Here is a 17,979-nt window from a genome sequence, read left to right as displayed (position 1 = left end):
AATCGCGGCCTGCCCGTTTCAACAAGGTCCGAGCCGTGACCAAAAAGAAAACCGGCAGACGGCTCCGTCGAGCTCATCTGCCGGCTTCGGGAAAATCGCCGGGAGTCTTTAAAAAAGCTAAAGCATCCCGGCCGAAAGGCTAAAGTCGATTACACCGCATTACTGCTGCGCCGGCTGCTGTTGGTCGGAGCTGCTGTCGGAGGGAGATGCGCCGGAACCGGAAGGCACATGCTCGCCATGCCCGCCGTGCCCACCACGGCTGACGCCGCCGCCGCTCTGGCCGGGACCCGCACCGCCGCCGCCCGCTGCCGCGCTCGCGCCTTGGCGCTGGCGCAAGCCGATCGCGCCGCCGGACGCCTTGGCGATGTTCGCTTCGGTCAAGCCGCCCAAGGTCATGGCCGAATCGACCACGATGGTGGTGACGTCGGTGATGTCCATACGGTCGGCTAGTGAACTGGTTACCACGGCCTTGACCGGACCGCGACCCGGCGCCGGATTGTTCGGAGTGGCGGTCAGCACGATGGGATACGCAGTGCCCGCGGGGACGGTAATCGAGTACTGGTTCGAGGTGCTCGTAACCTCCGTCGTCGTCACTAACTGACCGTTCTTGTCCCGCACTTCGATCTTGGCATCCGTAACGGGACCGTGTTGATCCTGAACGTTCCCGCTGATTTTCGCTTCCGACATGGCCGGCGCAGAAGAACTGCCGCCGGGACCGGCATCGCAGCCGGCCAATAGCCCAGCCACGGCGATAGAGAAGGCGCAAAAACCATTTCTCAGAACAGAAAAGCGAGTCTTATCGAATTGTTGATTGGTCATACTCTGTAAACCGACTGTTTAGTTGAGTGGGTTCTAACTGTCCGCGTATTGAAACATCGGCGTGATAGCGCGGGGTTTATAGCATATAAGTTCTTTTTCTGTACATATTTCGGCCGCTTGACGAAAATCCGCGAAATTGCCTACGGCGGCCAAGGCGTTTGCTGGATCGGTTCACCCCAAAAGGCGGCATGAAAATCCATCATCTCCAACCCGATCAGGCCTTGACAAGCCTTCATACTCAACCCGAAGGGCTAAGTGAAACCGAAGCGGCCCGCCGGCTCCGTGAATATGGTGCCAACCGGCTTACGGAGTTCGAGCGGGAATCCGTCGCACTACGCTTCGCCAGGCAGTTCACTCACTTTTTCGCCCTGCTCCTCTGGCTTGCCGCGGCATTGGCGTTTTTCGGGGATTGGAAAGCGCCGGGGGAAGGCATGGAAACTCTGGGTTTCGCCATTATCGGCGTGATCCTCGTCAACGGGCTGTTTTCGTTCTGGCAGGAATACCGGGCCGAAAGAGCCATCGCCGCGCTGCAAAAGCTCCTGCCGCTGCAAATCAAGGTGATGCGCGAAGGCAGCGTGCGCCTTGCGGATGCTTCGGACATCGTGCCGGGCGATGTGATCCTGCTGCAGGAAGGCGACAACGTACCCGCCGACTGCCGGGTTCTGGAGGCTTTTGCCCTGAGGGTGAACAACGCCACGGTAACCGGCGAAGCCTTACCCCAAGCCAGAGACGCGCAGCCCTCGGCGACGGACGAGCTCATTCACGCTCGCAATGTCCTGCTGGCGGGCACCGCCGTCGTCTCCGGCGAAGGCCGGGCGGTGGTCTTCCACACCGGCATGCACACCGAATTCGGCAAGATCGCCCACCTCACTCAAACGGCGGGCGAACCCGTTTCCCCTCTCCAAAACGAAATCCTCCGCCTGAGCCGGATCGTCGGCATGCTTGCCGTCTCATTGGGCATCGTCTTCTTTTTCATCGGGCGGGCGGCCGGCCTGTCGTTTTGGCAGGATTTCATCTTCGCCATCGGCATCATCGTCGCCAACGTACCGGAAGGCCTGCTGCCCACGGTTACCCTCTCCCTCGCCATGGCCACCCAGCGCATGGCCAAACGCAATGCCTTGGTACGCCACCTGCCATCGGTCGAAACATTGGGCTCGGCCACCGTCATCTGCACGGACAAGACCGGCACCCTGACGCAAAACCGCATGGCGGCGAGACAAATCTTCTTCGGCAATGAAGTCTGTCATCCGGAAGATATCGACGAACAACTCGCGGCGACATACCCGAGACTTTGGGAGTGCGCGCGCAACTGCCAGAACCTCAAGGAAACGAGCCGCGACGGAAAGCGGGAGCTACTCGGCGATCCCATGGAGATCGCGCTGGTGCGGATGGCGGAACGGTTCCTGAAGGATACCGCCGCCTATCCGAAAATCGACGAGATCCCTTTCGATACGGACCGGAAGCGCCTTTCGATTTTGAGCCGCACGCCGGAGGGGAACCGGCTGTACGCCAAAGGCGCCCTGGAAACCGTGCTGCCGCTGTGCTCCGATGTGCAGATCGGCGAAGAAATCGCGCCGCTGACCGAGGAAATACGCCGCCGGTTTGTCGATGCCCAAGAAACGATGGCGGAACGCGGGCTTCGCATTCTCGCCTTCGCCGATCGCGAAATCCCCGAGACATACGCGCGCGAGCGGCTGGAAGAGCGGCTGACACTGACCGGCCTGGTGGGACTGGAAGATCCGCCCCGCCCAGAAGTACCGTCCGCCATCGAAAAATGCCTTCAGGCAGGCATCAAGGTCATCATGGTCACCGGCGATCACCCTCACACCGCCAAGGCGATCGCCCGGGAAATCGGTCTGCTCCGCGGCAATCACCCCCACGTGATCACCGGCGACGAATTGCGGCGGCTCTCCAACACGCAGCTACAGCTCGCGCTCGACAAAGAAGAAGTCATCTTCGCCCGGCTCGGCGCCGACCAGAAGATGCGCATCGTCGACGCCCTGAAACGCAAACGGCACGTAGTGGCGGTGACCGGCGACGGAGTCAACGACGCCCCGGCGCTCAAGACCGCCGACATCGGCATCGCCATGGGCATTGCCGGAACCGACGTGGCCAAGGAATCCGCCGACATGATTCTCCTGGACGACAATTTCGCGAGCATCGTCAGCGCGATAGAGGAAGGGCGGGCGGTATTCGGCAATATCCGCAAGTTCATGTCCTACATACTCACGTCCAACATTCCCGAACTCGTGCCTTACCTCGCTTTCGCCCTGTTCAGCATTCCGCTGCCCCTGACCATCATCCAGATTCTGGCGGTCGACCTCGGCACCGATATGGTGCCGGCCCTCGGACTCGGAGCGGATCGCCCGGACCCCGTCTGCATGAAAAAGCCGCCCCGATCGGCCAGGGAAAAACTGCTCACCTGGCCGTTGCTCACGCGCGCCTACCTGTTCCTCGGAGTTCTCGAGGCCCTCGCCGCCATGGCGGCCTTTTTCTACGTGCTCCATGGAGCCGGCTGGCAGTACGGCCAAACCTTGGCCCGAGACAACCCGATTTATCTCCGAGCCACCACGGCCTGTCTGTCGGCCATCATCGTCATGCAGGTGATGAACGTCTTTCTGTGCAAACATCCGGACCGCCCCCTGTTCCGCTCTCCCCTTTTCAACAACCGATTAATCCTGGTCGGCATTCTGCTGGAAATCGCCTTGATCCTGTTCATCGATTACACGCCTTGGGGCAACAACATCTTCGGCACCGCGCCCATAGAGCTCGACGTCTGGCTGTTTACCCTGCCGTTTGCATTGGGAATGTTGTTGATGGAGGAAATGCGGAAGGGACTGGCGAGATTAATGGCGGCGCCCTAAACCGGTGGCAGAATCGTACACCGTTTCGAAAGCGCGCGGGTTAGGCATCGATCTTATTCCATTCGGCATTCGAGTGAACATTCATCGTAGGGTGGGTTAGCGAAGCGTAACCCACCGATTCGAGGTCGCTCGGTGGGTTACGGCCTCGCGGCCTAACCCACCATCGATGGGTTTCGCTTCGCTCTACCCATCCTACAAAATGAATGCCTTATTGAAAGCGATTTGGAATTAACCCACCAAACAGCCGCGGTCTCTGCGGCTCTGCGGAACGAAATGCCGATTGCCCGGTAAGTCAGAAATTCTTTCGTTGCCGTGAAGCGGTTTTTGCTCTACTGACTCTTTCGGAGCGATAGATGAAACGCATGCCCATAATGAATGCGCCGAGAACGATCAACAGTACGGCAAACGGTATCGCCAAGGCGGTCTGACTCATGACCACGGCGGCCCCGATCAGAATCAGCACCAAAGGCTTCACTTCGTAAAACATCTTAACTCCTCGTCAACTCTTCTATGGCCGCACGGATCACGCGGGTTCGTTCGGCGCCTCGCGAGAAGTCCCGGTCGGCCGAAACTGGCCGACCGGGACCCACATGTAAACTGAGCCGTCGTTAAGAATAGCCGCAAGCCGATATTTTTATTGCCGCCTGCCCGATAACGAGTTCGTAAGATGCACTGAGTGCCCGAAACGCATTGATCGCGAACGATGCGGTTCGTCCCTCACCGCATCCTACCTTTTGGTATACCTGATAACGTCCACCCTACCTTTTTCTTCCCGTCAAAGACCCCAGCACGCCCCTAAGAAGCTGCCGGCCGAGTTCGCTGCCTATGCTTCGGGCGGCGCTTTTGGCGAAGGCCTCCATCGCGGTTTGCCGTTGTTTGCCCTTACCGCGCGACGGAGTGCCCAGAATGCTCCCGAGCGTATCGAAAATGCCTCCGGCTGCCGAACCGGAAGCAGGACGACCGGCTTCTTCGGTCCTTTGCTGGAGATCCTCGGCGGCACGCGCTTTGAGCATTTCGTAGGCCGACTCCCGGTCCACGGCTTTTTCGTAATGGCCCGCGATGGGCGACTCGCCGATGAGTTGCTTTCGTTGAGCGGCATCGATGGGGCCGATCTTGCTTTGAGGCGGCAGGATGAAGGCCCGCTCGACGATATGCGGACGGCCTTTTTCGTCGAGTAATGAAACCAAGGCTTCGCCGACGCCCAACTCGGTAATGACGGTCTTCTCGTCCAGGTCCGGATTGTCGCGCATGGTTTCGGCCGCCGAACGAACCGCTTTCTGATCCCGCGGCGTAAAGGCCCGAAGCGCGTGCTGGATGCGATTGCCGAGCTGTCCCAAAACCTTGTCCGGAACGTCCAGAGGATTTTGCGTCACGAAATAAACGCCCACGCCCTTGGAGCGGATCAGGCGCACGACTTGCTCGATCTTGTCCAGCAAAATCTCCGGAGCGTCGTCGAATAGCAGATGCGCCTCGTCGAAGAAAAACACCAGCTTGGGTTTGTCGCGATCCCCCACTTCCGGCAGATGCTCGAACAGTTCGGACAACAGCCAGAGCAGAAAGGCTGCATAGACTTTCGGTGCCTGCATGAGCTTGTCGGCGGCCATGATATTGATTACGCCCTGCCCGTCCGGCGCGGTTTGCATCAGATCGTCGATGTTCAGGGAGGGCTCGCCGAACAGCCGGTCTCCGCCCTGGCTTTCCAAGGCCATCAAACCGCGCTGGATGGCGCCGATGCTGGCGGCGGAGACGTTGCCGTACGAGGTCGTGAATTGGCCCGCATTTTCGCCCACGAACTGAAGCATCGCGCGCAAGTCCTTCAGATCGAGCAGCAGCATTCCGCTGTCGTCCGCGATCTTGAAAACCAGGTGGAGCACGCCCTCCTGGGTTTCGTTCAGGTTGAGCATGCGCGAGAGCAGCAAGGGCCCCATCTCGGAAATGGTCGCCCGAGCGGGATGTCCCTGTTCGCCGAAAACATCCCAAAAGGTCACCGGAAATCCGGCGAATTCATGACCCTGGATGGCGAGCAACGATAGCCGCTCGGCCATCTTCGGGCTGGCCACGCCCGGCTGGCTCAAACCGGACAAATCGCCCTTGATGTCCGATAAAAACACCGGCACGCCGATGCGGCTGAAACGCTCCGCCAGAACTTGCAACGTAACGGTCTTGCCGGTGCCGGTCGCTCCGCTGATCAGGCCGTGGCGGTTGGCCATGGACGGCAGCAGTGAAAGCGAATCCCGGCCTTTGGCGATTAACAATGCGTCGGTCATGAGTGGTCTCCGGCAAATGAAGTGATCCGTTAATAGTAATCGGCAACTAGCCGGTTGACCGGAAAAAGTCCGTACCCGGCGCGGGACAATGCTGTTGAACTAAGCCGTCATACCGGCAGGGAGTGCCGGTATCCAGTCGACAAGGACGTTACTCCGCAAGTCGTCCCGAACGTCTGGGTTCCGGCATTCCCTGCCGGAACGACGAGCCTGAGCCTTAACTCAAAACAGTATCGGCCGGCGGGAGCGGCCGAGCAAACTCAACCATCAATAATGACCGGATGATTGGCGAGCTCGTCGCCGTGCAGATCCGGTCCCGCGAAGTGCTTTTCCAAATGAGAGCCCACGGCTTGAACCCCGGCCACGATACCCGCTTCGAAGTCGCCTTTCCGAAAAGCCGCTTCCATCTCATGGCAGATACGCTCCCAAGCTTCCGCTCCGACCAGCCGGTCGATACCGCGATCGGCGACGATCTCCACGTCCCTATCCGCGAGCAGCAGATAAATCAAAACGCCGTTGTTCCGTTCCGTATCCCAGATGCGGAGATCGGAAAACACTTCCAAGGCCCTTTCCCTCGGCGTCTCCCGCCGCAGCAATCTCCGCCAATCGAGCGAAATTTCCACGGCGACGCGGATTTCTCCGCCGTGCTTCGTCTCGCTTTCACGGATCTCCTCGGCGATGGCTTTAAGCGCGTGGCGCGGCAGGACCCGCCGAAGCCGCCAGGGTCCGTAACACAGATGCTTTAGGATACGACCGAAATGCTTGAACATCACCAGCGCCCCGAAGCTCCGCCGCCGCTGAAACCGCCGCCGCCCCCTCGGAAACCGCCACCTCCGGAGGAGCCGCCGAATCCACCGGGCCCGCCGTACCAGCCGCCCGGCCCTACCCGACCCATGCCTCCGAACACCGTCATGAACACGAAGAAGCCGACGAAAAGCGAAAACAGGATCGGCAGACCGAAAAAGGCGACCAGCAGTCCGGCGCCCGCGCCGGCAATGAGCCCGCCGAGAAAGGGGCCGAACAGAAACCGGAGTATCCGCCCACCGAAGATGCCGCCCAGAATCGAAAGCCCGAAAACGCCGCCCAGATCCTCATCCGGAACTCTTTCGCCATCGGCTGGCGCGGGCAGAGGCTCCCCGCGAATCAGGGCGAAAAGGCTATCGATGCCTTCGGACAGGCCGCCGTAGAAATCGCCTTGTTTGAAAAACGGGAGCATCACGTCTTCCACGATCCGGTTGGCGACGGCATCGGGGATCACGCCCTCGAGCCCGCGCCCCACTTCAATCCTAACGGTACGGTCCTGCTTGGCCAGGAGGATCAGGACGCCGTCGTCGATCCCCTTGCGGCCTAGCTTCCAGGCATCCGCCACCCGTATGGAATATTGCTCGATGGTCTCGGGCTCGGTGGTGGGCACCAGCAAGATCGCGATTTGGCTGCCCTTTTCAGCCTCGAAGGCTGACAGCCGGCTTTCGAGTCCCGCCTTTTCGTCCGGCTTCAAGGTCCCGGTCAGATCGGTCACTCGCGCCTGAAGCGGCGGCACCGCAACCTCGGCCCTAGCCTCGGACCCGACAAACGCCAGAAGGACGGCAAGAATCCAAACCGGAAGCATGTTCGGCATCGATATCGACGTTCGCCTACCGGGCCGGAGCGGGGGCCGGAGCGGGGGCCGGGGCCGGCGTGCCGAAATCGACCGTGGGCGGCCGAGAGATTTCGCGTTCGTTTTCCACCGTGAAATTCGGCTTGACCTCCATGCCGAAAATCCGCGCGGTAATGTTGGTGGGGAAGGAGCGGACCGTGACGTTATAGTCCTGAACCGCCGCGATGTAGCGATTGCGCGCCACGGTGATGCGGTTCTCCGTACCTTCCAGCTGCGCCTGCAGATCGCGGAACAAACTGTCTGCCTTGAGCTGCGGATAGTTCTCCGCCACCGCCATCAATCGCGACAAAGCGCCGGACAATTCGCCCTGAGCCGCCTGGAACTGGGAGAAGGCCTGCGGATCGTTCAACAGTTCCGGCGTGGCCTGAACGGACCCGACCCTGGAACGCGCCTCGGTCACCTGGGTCAACACCTCCCGTTCGTGTCCGGCGTAACCCTTCACCACGTTGACCAAATTGGGCACCAGGTCCGCCCGGCGCTGATATTGGTTTACGACCTCCGACCAGCTCGCCTTGATCTGCTCGTCTTGCTGCTGCAGGGTGTTGTATCCGCATCCGCTCAGCAAGAGCACGTGTAATAAGACCAAGCCCGCGATCAATGTGCGCATGTTTTTCTCCCGAAAAGGCTGTCGGACGATGTCCGGAAAACGAATCCATAAAGTGTGCTACGTACAACAGGCATAAGACAATCTGTCAAAAGGCTTATTCGGAGTATCCCGTTCAGGAGTCCCGGCAACTCGTGTTTGTTCCGAAGTACGGATTCGTAGGATGGGTTAGGCGCGCATCGCACCGAGTCCGCAAAGTTCCTTCGGTGTTTCCGCGCGCCGTAACCCACCGGGGGGGGCGTGGACCACACCTTTTGGTGGGTTACGGCGCGCTCGCGGCACAGTGACTAATACCAAATCTGTCGCTATGCGCGCCTAACCCACCCTACGAAATCCGGTTTTCAGGACAAAACGAGGATCGCCGACGAAGCCCGCGCCCATTTGCGGTACCGGCGAGTGCTTTAGTATCCTACAAGGTTTAATTCGGCGACCGAAATCCCCGCGTATGGAAGACATTTACAAGCCGCAGACCATCGAACAAGAAGCCCAGGACGCCTGGGAAGCCCAGGGCGTTTTCCGCGCCGTCGAAGACCCGGCCAGGGAAAAGTATTACTGCCTGTCCATGTTCCCCTACCCCAGCGGGCGGCTGCACATGGGCCATGTCCGCAACTATACCATCGGCGACGTGATCGCCCGCTATCAGCGCATGCAGGGCAAGAACGTGCTTCAGCCGATGGGCTGGGACGCCTTCGGACTGCCGGCGGAAAACGCCGCGATGCAGAACAAGGTCGCTCCGGCGGCGTGGACTTACGCCAATGCCGATTACATGCGCAAGCAACTCAAGTCGCTGGGGCTCGCCATCGACTGGAGCCGCGAGATCGCCACCTGCAAGCCCGATTATTATCGCTGGGAACAATGGCTGTTCACCAAGCTGTTCGAAAAAGGCCTGATCTACAAGAAGGTCGCCCCGGTGAACTGGGACCCCGTGGACCAGACCGTGCTGGCCAACGAACAAGTGATCGACGGCCGCGGCTGGCGGTCGGGCGCGCCGGTGGAAAAGCGCGACATCCCCATGTACTTCATGCGCATCACCGCCTACGCCGAGGAACTGCTCGCCGGGCTGGACCAGTTGCCGGGCTGGCCCGAGCAGGTGAAGACCATGCAGCGCAACTGGATCGGCAAGAGCCACGGCTGCGAAGTGCATTTTCCCTACGAGGACGGCAGCGACGTCCTCAAGGTTTACACCACCCGCCCCGACACCCTGATGGGCGCGACTTATGTCGCCGTGGCGGCGGAACATCCGCTGGCCCTGGCAGCCGCGGAAGGCCATCCGGAATTGGAAGCCTTCATCGAGGAATGCAAACACGGCGGCACGGCGGAAGCCGATCTCGCCACCATGGAAAAGAAAGGCATGGCCACAGGCCGCTTCGTCATTCATCCATTAACCGGCGAAAAACTGCCGGTTTGGGTCGCCAATTACGTATTGTGGGGCTACGGCGAAGGCGCGGTGATGGCGGTGCCGGCGCATGACGAGCGGGATTTCGAGTTTGCGCATAAATATGGACTGCCGATCAAAACCGTCATCGCGTCCAAATCGGACGCTTATGAGACGGTCGATCCGGAGGGCGAGTGGATAGACGACTATGCCGAGTACGGCGTGTGCGTGAATTCGGGAAAATACGATGGCCTCGATTTCCAGCAAGCCTTCGACGCCATCGCCGCCGATCTCGAGGCCAAGGGCCTCGGCCAGAAGCGCACCCAGTTCCGCCTGCGCGACTGGGGCATCTCCCGCCAGCGTTACTGGGGCTGCCCGATTCCCGTCATTCATTGTCCGAACTGCGGCGACGTGCCGGTACCCGAAGATCAGCTCCCCGTGGTATTGCCGGAAGACGTCAAGATCGATGTGGGCTCTCCGCTCAAGAAAATGCCCGAGTGGTATCAAACAACCTGCCCGAAATGCGGAGGCCCGGCTGAGCGCGAGACGGATACCATGGACACCTTCGTCGAATCGTCCTGGTACTACGCCCGCTATGCCTGCCCGGACAGCCACGACGCCATGCTGGATCAACGCGCCAAATACTGGCTGCCGGTGGATCAGTACATCGGCGGCATCGAGCACGCCATCCTGCATCTTCTGTACGCGCGCTTCTTCCATAAGCTGATGCGCGACGTGGGCCTGGTGGACAGCGACGAACCCTTCACCAATCTGCTCACCCAGGGCATGGTGGTGGCGCCGACCTTCTACCGGGAGCAGGCCGACGGCAAGAAGCACTACTACAACCCGGCCGAAGTGGACGTGCAATTGGACGAGCGGGGAAGGCCGCTGGGCGCGAGCTTGAAGGCCGATGGACAGCCGGTCACGATCGGCGGCACCGAAAAAATGTCCAAGTCCAAGAACAACGGCGTCGATCCGCAAGCGCTGATCGATCGTTACGGCGCGGACACGGCGCGCTTGTTCATGATGTTCGCGTCCCCGCCCGAGCAGTCGCTGGAATGGTCGGACAGCGGCGTGGAAGGTGGATTCCGGTTCCTGAGGCGCCTCTGGAAACAGGTCGCCGTCCATGTCGACCAAGGCCCCGCCCCTAGGCTCGACAAGACGGCGCTCGACGAGGCGCAAAAGGCCATGCGGCGCCAGACGCACGAGACCCTTCGCAAGGTCAGCGACGATATCGGCCGGCGTTACACCTTCAACACGGCGATCGCCGCCAACATGGAACTGCTCAACGCCTTGGCGAAGTTCGACGATGCGAGCGATCGGGGACGCGCGGTGCGCCAGGAAACGCTGGAGCTCGTGGTGCTGATGCTGTCTCCCATCGTGCCCCATATTTGCCACCGCTTGTGGCACGAGCTCGGACATCCCGAAACGGTCGCGACCATGGCATGGCCAAGAGTGGACGAATCGGCGCTGGTGCAAAACACCGTGGAGCTGGTGGTTCAGGTGAACGGCAAGCTGCGCGGCAAAATCACCGTGCCGGTGGATGCCGCCAACGACGCCGTCGAGGCCGCCGCGCTCGGCGATCCCAACGTGCAGCGCTTCGTCGAGGACAAACCGGTCAAAAAGGTTATCGTGGTTCCGCGCAAGCTGGTCAACATCGTGGTGTAGTCAATGACAAGACGGTCTCTCGCAAAAGCGGCGGTTTCGGCAATTTTCGCCCTATTGCTCTCGGCTTGCGGATTCCATCTCCGCGGCAGCTTGCCGGCCACGATGGTCGCTAAAACCTTCTACATCGACGGTTTGGGGCGCGGAGACCTGTTCGTTCAGGAGTTTTCGCAGATTTTGTCTTATTCCGGGGGCAACCTCGCGGCGGCTCCCAACCAGGCCGGCGCGGTGATCCACATCGTCCAGGCGAGACAGGACCGCCGCCCGATCGGTCTGAGCAAGCAAGGCCGGGCCAACCTGTTCGATTTGAGCTATCGGGTCGTCTACGAGGTCTCGACGCCACAGGGCGAGATACTGCTGCCGCGCCAGGAGCTCGAGCTGAAACGGGATTATTTCAACGATCAGACCTCCCCGCTCAGTCAAACCCAGGAGGAATACCAAATCCAACAGGAGATGCAGCGCGAGGCCGCCCAACTCCTGTTTCGCCGAGTCGCTTACGCACTGAGCCGCCCGCCTGCGGACAAGTCGTGAAACTATCCGCCGAGCAGCTGGGAGAGCAACTGAAGAAGCGTCTGGCTCCGGTTTATTTCCTGAGCGGAGACGAGCCCCTGCAGCTTGCGGAAGCGGCCGACGCGATACGGCAGGCGGCGCGTGCCGCCGGGTACGGCAGCCGTGAATTGTTCTACGCCGATACCGGCTTCGACTGGGGCAGCTTGCAGGAGGCCGCCGATTCGTTTTCTCTCTTCGGCGAAAAGCGCATTTTGGACCTGCGCCTTCCCGCGAAGCCGGACAAAGCGGCGGCGGCAGCCCTGGCGCGTTATGCCGAGCGGCCCGCGGAAGACGCAGTCCTCATCGTCAGCAGCGCGAAAATCGGGGGCGCCGAACAAAAAAGCCGCTGGTACCAGGCCATCGACCGCATCGGCGTGGTGGTCCAGGTCTGGCCCCTGGAGGGCGAGCAATTGCTGCGCTGGCTCGACCGGCGCTTGAACGCGAAAGGTCTGTTGGCCGACCGCTCGGGCATCCGCATATTGGCCGCCCGCGTCGAAGGCAATTTGCTGGCGGCCGCCCAGGAAATCGAAAAATTGCACATCTTGTACGGCAAGGGCAAGATCGACGACGACCAGATCGTCAAGGCCGTCGCCGACAGCGCCCGTTACGATGTTTTCGATCTGGCCGAGGAAGTCTTGCGCGGTCACACTCAGAAAGCCTACCGCGTACTCACGGGACTCAAGGCGGAAGGCGTGGCGCCTGCGGTCGCGCTATGGGCGCTCACCCGCGACGTTCGCCTGATCGGCAACATCATGGCTCTGGTCGCCCAAGGCACCCCGACCGAATCGGCATTGGCGAAATGCCAAGTGTGGGACAAACGAAAATCGGCCGTGCTCCAGGCACTGCAGCGCCTGAACCGCGACAGCATTCACCGGACCCTCTTGCTCAGCGCCAAGGCTGACAGAGTGATCAAAGGCATGGAAACGGGCGACCCCTGGGAAGAACTGTTGTCCGTCTGCGTAAGCCTCACGGCACCTTCGGGAACACGCATTACGGCGAAGCCTCATTGACGTTTCATAGCTCACCGCTTTCGATTATTCACCTTTCCTTGAACGACCCATGTTAAACGACCTTCAAACTTACATGCTTAGGGTGGGCGAGCAGGCTCGCGAGGCCGCCCGCTCGATGAGCCGTGCGGAGACTGCCGCAAAGAACAGCGCTCTCCTGGCCATCGCCGACGCGCTGAAAAGCGATGCGCAGGTGTTGATGGCGGAGAATCACAAGGATCTCGAAGTCGGCCGGCAGAGGGGACTCGACGGCGCGATGCTCGACCGGCTGGACCTCACCGAAAAGCGCATAGACGCCATGGCTCAAGGTCTACGCGAAGTGGCCGCGCTTTCCGATCCGGTGGGCGAAATCACCGGCCTCACCTATAGACCCTCCGGCATTCAGGTCGGCCGGATGCGGGTGCCTTTGGGCGTCATCGGGATCATCTACGAGTCCCGCCCCAACGTGACCGCGGACGCCGCGGCGCTTTGCCTCAAATCCGGCAACGCCTGCATCCTGCGGGGCGGGTCCGAAGCCATACATTCCAACAAGGCCATCGCCGACTGCATACGGGACGGTCTTGAGCAAGCGGGACTGCCCCGCGACGCCGTGCAACTGATCGAAACCACCGACCGGGCGGCGGTCGGCGAGCTGATCCGCATGGAACGCCACGTGGACGTGATCGTGCCGCGCGGCGGCAAGAGCCTCATCGAGCGCATCACGGAAGAATCCCGCATCCCGGTCATCAAACACCTGGACGGCATCTGCCACGTCTACATCGACGACCGCTGCGATTTCGACAAGGCCATCAAGATTGCTCTGAATGCCAAGACCCAGCGCTTCGGTGTCTGCAATGCGATGGAAACCTTGCTGATCGCTGCCCCGATTGCGCCCGTTCTCCTTCCGGACCTGGCGCACCTCTTTCGGGAAAAGGGCGTGGAGCTCCGCGGCTGCCCTAGAACCGTGCAAATCTTGCCGGACTGTACGCCGGCAACCGCGGAAGACTGGGACACCGAATATCTCGCGCCCATCCTGTCCATCCGCGTGGTCGAGGGCCTCGACGAGGCGCTGGATCATATCAATCGGCACGGATCGCAACACACGGACGCCATCGTGACCGAGGACTACACCCGCGCGCGCCGTTTTCTCCGGGAAGTGGATTCCAGCTCGGTAATGGTCAACGCCTCCACCCGGTTCGCCGACGGTTACGAATACGGCTTGGGCGCCGAAATCGGCATCAGCACCGACAAGCTGCACGCCCGCGGCCCGGTAGGACTGGAAGGATTGACCACCCAGAAATTCATCGTTCTGGGCGATGGGCATATCCGCGCCTGACTTGCAACACGTAGGGCGGATTAGTATCGTAGGTCGGCAATCCTTTGCCGACGAATATGTCGGGAAAGGGTTCCCGACCTACTGCTACGGCCTCTCCCCCCAAGAGCGCTCATGATCGGCATATACGGCGGAACCTTCGATCCCATCCACTACGGCCACCTGCGGACGGCCCTGGAAGTCAAAGAAGCGGTCGAACTGGACGAGGTCCGCTTCGTCCCCTGCCGTTTGCCGCCCCACCGCGCTGCGCCGGAGGCCGAACCCGATCATCGCCTTAAGATGCTGGAGCTGGCCCTGCACGACGCCGAGCCCGGCTTCCGTATCGATACACGGGAACTAGACCGGCCCGGGCCGTCCTACATGGTGGATACGCTTGCGTCCATTCGAGCGGAGATCGGCGCTCGGCCGTTGTGCCTGATCGTCGGGCTGGATGCCTTCCTCGGCTTTCCCCGCTGGCACCGCTGGCGGGAGCTGTTCGATCTCGCCCATATCGTCGTCATGCAACGGCCGGGCGCGGCGCCCGATTTTGCGGGCGATTTGGCATCGCGCATCGCAGAACGCCGTACCGAACAGCCAGGTGCCATACGCCCTCAGCCGGCGGGAGCAATCCATTTCGTCGAGGTCACCCAGCTCGATATTTCGGCGACCCGCATCAGGGAAGCCGTAAAAACCGGCAAGAGCGCCCGTTATTTGATTCCCGAGCCGGTCCGGCGATTCATCCAAAGCGAAGCACTTTACCGGTAGCCCAGAAACGGCAGTCCCGCGCGTCCGCAGGCGCGAGCAAGGATGATTTCAAGCATATCGAACGAAAGCGACCGCAGGTCCAATCCCTTTGCCTCGGTCGGCGTGTGGATCTTGCGATGCATTCCCGCATCGCGGCGAAGAGCGGAATGGGCCCGGCCCGCGCTACTTTTGGCCGAATTCCTCCGGTACCCAAGATACACGCGGCGCTTATCGGCCGATGATGTTTGTTATGCGTGTAAAAGCACGCTGCGGCGCTTCTTGGCGGCCGCCACGCCGCTCAAACCGGCGAGTCCGGAGGCCAAGAGCCACACGGCCGCGGGCAAAGGCACCGGGGCCGGTTCGCCGCCGGACAGAACCGCGCCGATGGTCACGCGGATCGCGTTCAGATCGATCCAGGCCTCACCCTGACTGCCCACCGGAACGGCCCCCAGCATCGTCGTCAAGAGGACGTCCAGTTCTTCGCTCCGGGCGATCGACTGCTCGAACAGCGTGGTCCAGCTGCCCGCCTTTTCGCCGCCGCTGCCGCCGAGGCGGAAGGATTTTTCACCCGAGTCGCGGAACAGTTCGTCGTTGGTAAAGTCGTCGAGCCGGAGCCGACTGCTGGCCGAAGCGCTGCTGTTCTTTCCGGCGAGTGCGTAGTCGCCGCCCTCGGCCAAGTGAAACTGATCGATCAGAAATCCGTCCTTGGCGATGACCTGAAATTCCATGGTTTCCCTTAGGCGCTGGGAAGCCGAGGCGGCAGAACGATCGGAAAAGGCGAAGCTCAGGGTATCGCCGTCGATGGACGGTGTCCCGAAGTAATCCAGGTCCTCGTCCGCAAACTGGAAATAAACCGATTGGCCTTCCAGCAGGGCGGCCTGCGCGGCAGTCCCGCCGAAAAAGAAAAGAATCCCTGTGATCACACCGATAAATGTCTTCATGAGCAATCCACTCCCTAATCAGTCGGTTAAAAAGGCGAATCAGACGGCTTGCCGAAGCAAGCCGCCGATTGTTACAAGCACGTTTCATTCCACATACCGGATCAGCCAGAAATCGCATGCGCAAACGGATTATGGCGCGCCTTTTGCGGGAAATGCCTGGACCATAGGGCAAATGCCTCACCTGTTCGGCGTATTGTCACAAGAATTTAACATTCGTCGACTAGGGTTAAATATTTTTCGAATAATGCCAAGAATGAACGCTTTCACCGTAGCCGTTTCGTCAGCGCTCTCGCTGCTGACTTTCGCCGGTTCGGCCGACGCCGCCCCAACCGTCAAATCGGTCGAATTCATCGGGATGCCTGCTCCCGTCACCGCCGACGAGAAAACGGACATTTACAGCAAAGCCCGGATGAAAGTGATTTACCGGAACGGCAAGAGCCGGACTTACGATCTGAGTTATCACGAACTGATGGGCACCGCCGATTCGATCGCCGGGCATACCGTGGGCGGCTTGTACGACTACCATGATCACCCGCTGGCCGACACCTACGGACAAATCGCCTCGGATTCGCCGGACGGCAACTCCCTGATGGCGATACCGGGCATGAAGGCCCACGATCCTCTTCGAAACGAAGCCCTGGCCCTGGTCACCCAGTACGAATACAAGGAACTGCCGCCCGCCGGGCAATCGGGACGCTTCTGGAGCAAGCTGCCGGCGACCGCGAGCTTTGCCAAGCTCGATCAAAACAAATCCACCGGCGCCCTGACGGTTGCGGATTACCACAACATCAGCTTCGGCAGCATGAACGGCCTTTGGATAGCCTGCGCCGCCTCGCTTTCGCCCTGGAACACGCATCTCGGCAGCGAAGAATACGAACCGGACGCCAAGGTTCGCGGCGGCGGCGCCAAGACCGAGGACAGCGACGACACCACAGACATCGACTCGTTCAGCCGGTATTACTTCGGCGATGCCGCACACGCCAATGCCTATCACTATGGTTTGGTGCCGGAGGTAAAGATCGACGCCAACGGAACCGCATCGGCCGTCAAGCACTACGTCCTGGGCCGGTTTTCGCGGGAATTGGCCGAAATAATGCCCGACCGGCGCACGGCTTACATGGGCGACGACGGCGTCAATACCGGGCTGTTCATGTTCATCGCCGACCACCCCGAGGATCTGTCGTCAGGCACGCTTTACGCCGCCAAATGGAAACAAACCACGGCGTCGAAAGGAGGAGCGGCGAAGCTGACCTGGATCAAGCTGGGCTCGGCCGCGGATGCCGAAATCAGGGCCCTGGTCGATAACGGCATCAAGTTCGCCGACATATTCGACGCCAGCAATACCGACCCCCATGAGCATGGCTACAAGAAAGTCACCACCTACACCGGCACCGAATGGCTGCGGCTCAAGCCCCATATGGAAAAAGCCGCGGCTTTTCTGGAAACCCGCCGTTACGCGGCCTATCTCGGAGCCACGACCGAATTCTCCAAAATGGAAGGCGTCGCCCACGATCCGAGCGGACGCAAGGCGTATGTCGCCATCTCGCGTATCGAAAAAGGCATGGCCGACGGCACCGGCGATATTCGCCTGCCTCAAAACGACGGCGGGGCGGTTTACGAGCTCAAGCTGACCGACGGCCATGAAGCCGGAATCGATAGCCGCTTCGTGGCGTCCGCCATGAGATCCGTGCCGGAACTCCTGGGCGGGTGGCTGGGCAAGAATGACAACGGCGAAGACAGAAAGGATGCCGAAGGCAACCGCTGCGAGCAGGACAAGGTTTGCGGACCGGACAATCTCAAGTTTTCGCCCGCGAGCCGCACGCTTTTTATCGGCGAAGACACCAGCCGCCGCAACAATAACTACGTCTGGGCCTACAACGTCGACAATCGCCGCTTGGCGCGCATCCTTTCCACGCCGATGGGCGCGGAAGCGGCCGGTTTACAGATCGTGGAAAATGCCCACGGCTTTTCCTACATCATGAGCAATTTCCAGCACGCCGGCGAGGAAGTAAATAAAAACTACACAGGGCACGACAAGGATCTCGTGATCGCGAAGCTGAACGAGAAGTGGCACGCCCTGCATCGCGCGGTGATCGGTTACATCGGCACTCGCAAAGGCGCATTGCCCGCGTTGAAATAAGAGACGCAATCGGAGCGTTTTTCCGGTCGGTGCGGCAGTAGGTCGGCAATGCTTTGCCG

Annotated in this window: 15 protein-coding genes; 7 read left to right on the top strand and 8 right to left on the bottom strand. The window is 60.7% G+C overall.

Features of this window, described 5'->3' with window-relative positions; translation table 11 throughout:
* Window positions 1-159: 159 nt before the first annotated feature.
* On the bottom strand, window positions 160-819 hold the full coding sequence (locus B2A78_RS00225; protein WP_205780626.1) for a hypothetical protein: 660 nt from the start codon (window positions 817-819) through the stop codon (window positions 160-162).
* 188 nt (window positions 820-1,007) lie between these two features.
* Between B2A78_RS00225 and B2A78_RS00220 the strand changes: the two genes are divergently transcribed.
* Window positions 1,008-3,683 (top strand): cation-transporting P-type ATPase, encoded by a 2,676-nt coding sequence (locus B2A78_RS00220; protein ID WP_077728110.1) that lies wholly within the window; start codon window positions 1,008-1,010, stop codon window positions 3,681-3,683.
* A gap of 292 nt (window positions 3,684-3,975) precedes the next feature.
* On the opposite strand, the gene B2A78_RS00215 is transcribed toward B2A78_RS00220, so the two are convergent.
* From B2A78_RS00215 to B2A78_RS00195, 5 genes are all read right to left on the bottom strand, one after another.
* The gene (locus B2A78_RS00215) at window positions 3,976-4,170 is read right to left on the bottom strand and encodes a hypothetical protein (protein WP_077727889.1); all 195 of its coding nucleotides are present in this window, start codon (window positions 4,168-4,170) and stop codon (window positions 3,976-3,978) included.
* Window positions 4,171-4,441: 271 nt separating this feature from the next.
* Entirely contained in the window at window positions 4,442-5,950 is a 1,509-nt protein-coding gene (locus B2A78_RS00210; protein ID WP_077727888.1) for a helicase HerA-like C-terminal domain-containing protein, read from the bottom strand.
* Between the two features lie 257 nt (window positions 5,951-6,207).
* Window positions 6,208-6,717: a TPM domain-containing protein gene (locus B2A78_RS00205; protein ID WP_077727887.1), complete on the bottom strand. Its 510-nt coding sequence runs from the start codon at window positions 6,715-6,717 to the stop codon at window positions 6,208-6,210.
* Window positions 6,717-7,556 carry a YgcG family protein gene (locus tag B2A78_RS00200; protein ID WP_205780625.1) on the bottom strand — a complete coding sequence of 280 codons (840 nt, stop codon included), beginning with the start codon at window positions 7,554-7,556 and terminating at the stop codon, window positions 6,717-6,719. The genes B2A78_RS00205 and B2A78_RS00200 overlap by 1 nt, the downstream gene beginning before the upstream one ends.
* 25 nt (window positions 7,557-7,581) lie before the next feature.
* Window positions 7,582-8,211, bottom strand: a complete 630-nt coding sequence (locus B2A78_RS00195) for a LemA family protein (RefSeq protein ID WP_077727885.1) — start codon at window positions 8,209-8,211, stop codon at window positions 7,582-7,584.
* A gap of 442 nt (window positions 8,212-8,653) precedes the next feature.
* Here B2A78_RS00195 and leuS point away from each other — a divergent pair, with 442 nt between their 5' ends.
* From leuS to nadD, 5 genes are all read left to right on the top strand, one after another.
* On the top strand, window positions 8,654-11,251 hold the full coding sequence (gene leuS, locus B2A78_RS00190) for a leucine--tRNA ligase (RefSeq protein ID WP_077727884.1): 2,598 nt from the start codon (window positions 8,654-8,656) through the stop codon (window positions 11,249-11,251).
* Between the two features lie 3 nt (window positions 11,252-11,254).
* Entirely contained in the window at window positions 11,255-11,779 is a 525-nt protein-coding gene (gene lptE, locus B2A78_RS00185) for an LPS assembly lipoprotein LptE (RefSeq protein ID WP_077727883.1), read from the top strand.
* Window positions 11,776-12,807: a DNA polymerase III subunit delta gene (holA, locus tag B2A78_RS00180; RefSeq protein WP_077727882.1), complete on the top strand. Its 1,032-nt coding sequence runs from the start codon at window positions 11,776-11,778 to the stop codon at window positions 12,805-12,807. The genes lptE and holA overlap by 4 nt, the downstream gene beginning before the upstream one ends.
* A 49-nt stretch (window positions 12,808-12,856) precedes the next feature.
* Window positions 12,857-14,119 carry a glutamate-5-semialdehyde dehydrogenase gene (locus B2A78_RS00175; RefSeq protein WP_077727881.1) on the top strand — a complete coding sequence of 421 codons (1,263 nt, stop codon included), beginning with the start codon at window positions 12,857-12,859 and terminating at the stop codon, window positions 14,117-14,119.
* A gap of 111 nt (window positions 14,120-14,230) precedes the next feature.
* A complete protein-coding gene (nadD, locus tag B2A78_RS00170; RefSeq protein WP_077727880.1) occupies window positions 14,231-14,860 on the top strand; it encodes a nicotinate-nucleotide adenylyltransferase in 630 nt (209 codons plus the stop codon).
* On the opposite strand, the gene B2A78_RS26810 is transcribed toward nadD, so the two are convergent.
* Entirely contained in the window at window positions 14,851-14,982 is a 132-nt protein-coding gene (locus tag B2A78_RS26810; RefSeq protein WP_276205317.1) for a hypothetical protein, read from the bottom strand. The two genes, nadD and B2A78_RS26810, sit on opposite strands and share 10 nt — an antisense overlap.
* A gap of 105 nt (window positions 14,983-15,087) precedes the next feature.
* On the bottom strand, window positions 15,088-15,780 hold the full coding sequence (locus B2A78_RS00160) for a VPLPA-CTERM sorting domain-containing protein (protein ID WP_077727878.1): 693 nt from the start codon (window positions 15,778-15,780) through the stop codon (window positions 15,088-15,090).
* 253 nt (window positions 15,781-16,033) lie between these two features.
* Between B2A78_RS00160 and B2A78_RS00155 the strand changes: the two genes are divergently transcribed.
* On the top strand, window positions 16,034-17,920 hold the full coding sequence (locus B2A78_RS00155) for an alkaline phosphatase PhoX (RefSeq protein WP_168175304.1): 1,887 nt from the start codon (window positions 16,034-16,036) through the stop codon (window positions 17,918-17,920).
* Window positions 17,921-17,979: the final 59 nt, after the last annotated feature.

Origin of the sequence: Methylocaldum sp. 14B (assembly GCF_002005105.1) — a bacterium.
Lineage (GTDB): Bacteria > Pseudomonadota > Gammaproteobacteria > Methylococcales > Methylococcaceae > Methylocaldum.
Note: the sequence above shows the minus strand (reverse complement) of the source record. Positions and strands in the feature narration are given on the sequence as shown.

Coding starts and splice junctions, on each gene's coding strand:
- B2A78_RS00225 (WP_205780626.1), bottom strand. CDS start 819: ATGACCAATCAACAATTCGATAAGACTCGCTTTTCTGTTCTGAGAAAT.
- B2A78_RS00220 (WP_077728110.1), top strand. CDS start 1,008: ATGAAAATCCATCATCTCCAACCCGATCAGGCCTTGACAAGCCTTCAT.
- B2A78_RS00215 (WP_077727889.1), bottom strand. CDS start 4,170: ATGTTTTACGAAGTGAAGCCTTTGGTGCTGATTCTGATCGGGGCCGCC.
- B2A78_RS00210 (WP_077727888.1), bottom strand. CDS start 5,950: ATGACCGACGCATTGTTAATCGCCAAAGGCCGGGATTCGCTTTCACTG.
- B2A78_RS00205 (WP_077727887.1), bottom strand. CDS start 6,717: ATGTTCAAGCATTTCGGTCGTATCCTAAAGCATCTGTGTTACGGACCC.
- B2A78_RS00200 (WP_205780625.1), bottom strand. CDS start 7,556: ATGCTTCCGGTTTGGATTCTTGCCGTCCTTCTGGCGTTTGTCGGGTCC.
- B2A78_RS00195 (WP_077727885.1), bottom strand. CDS start 8,211: ATGCGCACATTGATCGCGGGCTTGGTCTTATTACACGTGCTCTTGCTG.
- leuS (WP_077727884.1), top strand. CDS start 8,654: ATGGAAGACATTTACAAGCCGCAGACCATCGAACAAGAAGCCCAGGAC.
- lptE (WP_077727883.1), top strand. CDS start 11,255: ATGACAAGACGGTCTCTCGCAAAAGCGGCGGTTTCGGCAATTTTCGCC.
- B2A78_RS00175 (WP_077727881.1), top strand. CDS start 12,857: ATGTTAAACGACCTTCAAACTTACATGCTTAGGGTGGGCGAGCAGGCT.
- nadD (WP_077727880.1), top strand. CDS start 14,231: ATGATCGGCATATACGGCGGAACCTTCGATCCCATCCACTACGGCCAC.
- B2A78_RS26810 (WP_276205317.1), bottom strand. CDS start 14,982: ATGCATCGCAAGATCCACACGCCGACCGAGGCAAAGGGATTGGACCTG.
- B2A78_RS00160 (WP_077727878.1), bottom strand. CDS start 15,780: ATGAAGACATTTATCGGTGTGATCACAGGGATTCTTTTCTTTTTCGGC.
- B2A78_RS00155 (WP_168175304.1), top strand. CDS start 16,034: ATGAACGCTTTCACCGTAGCCGTTTCGTCAGCGCTCTCGCTGCTGACT.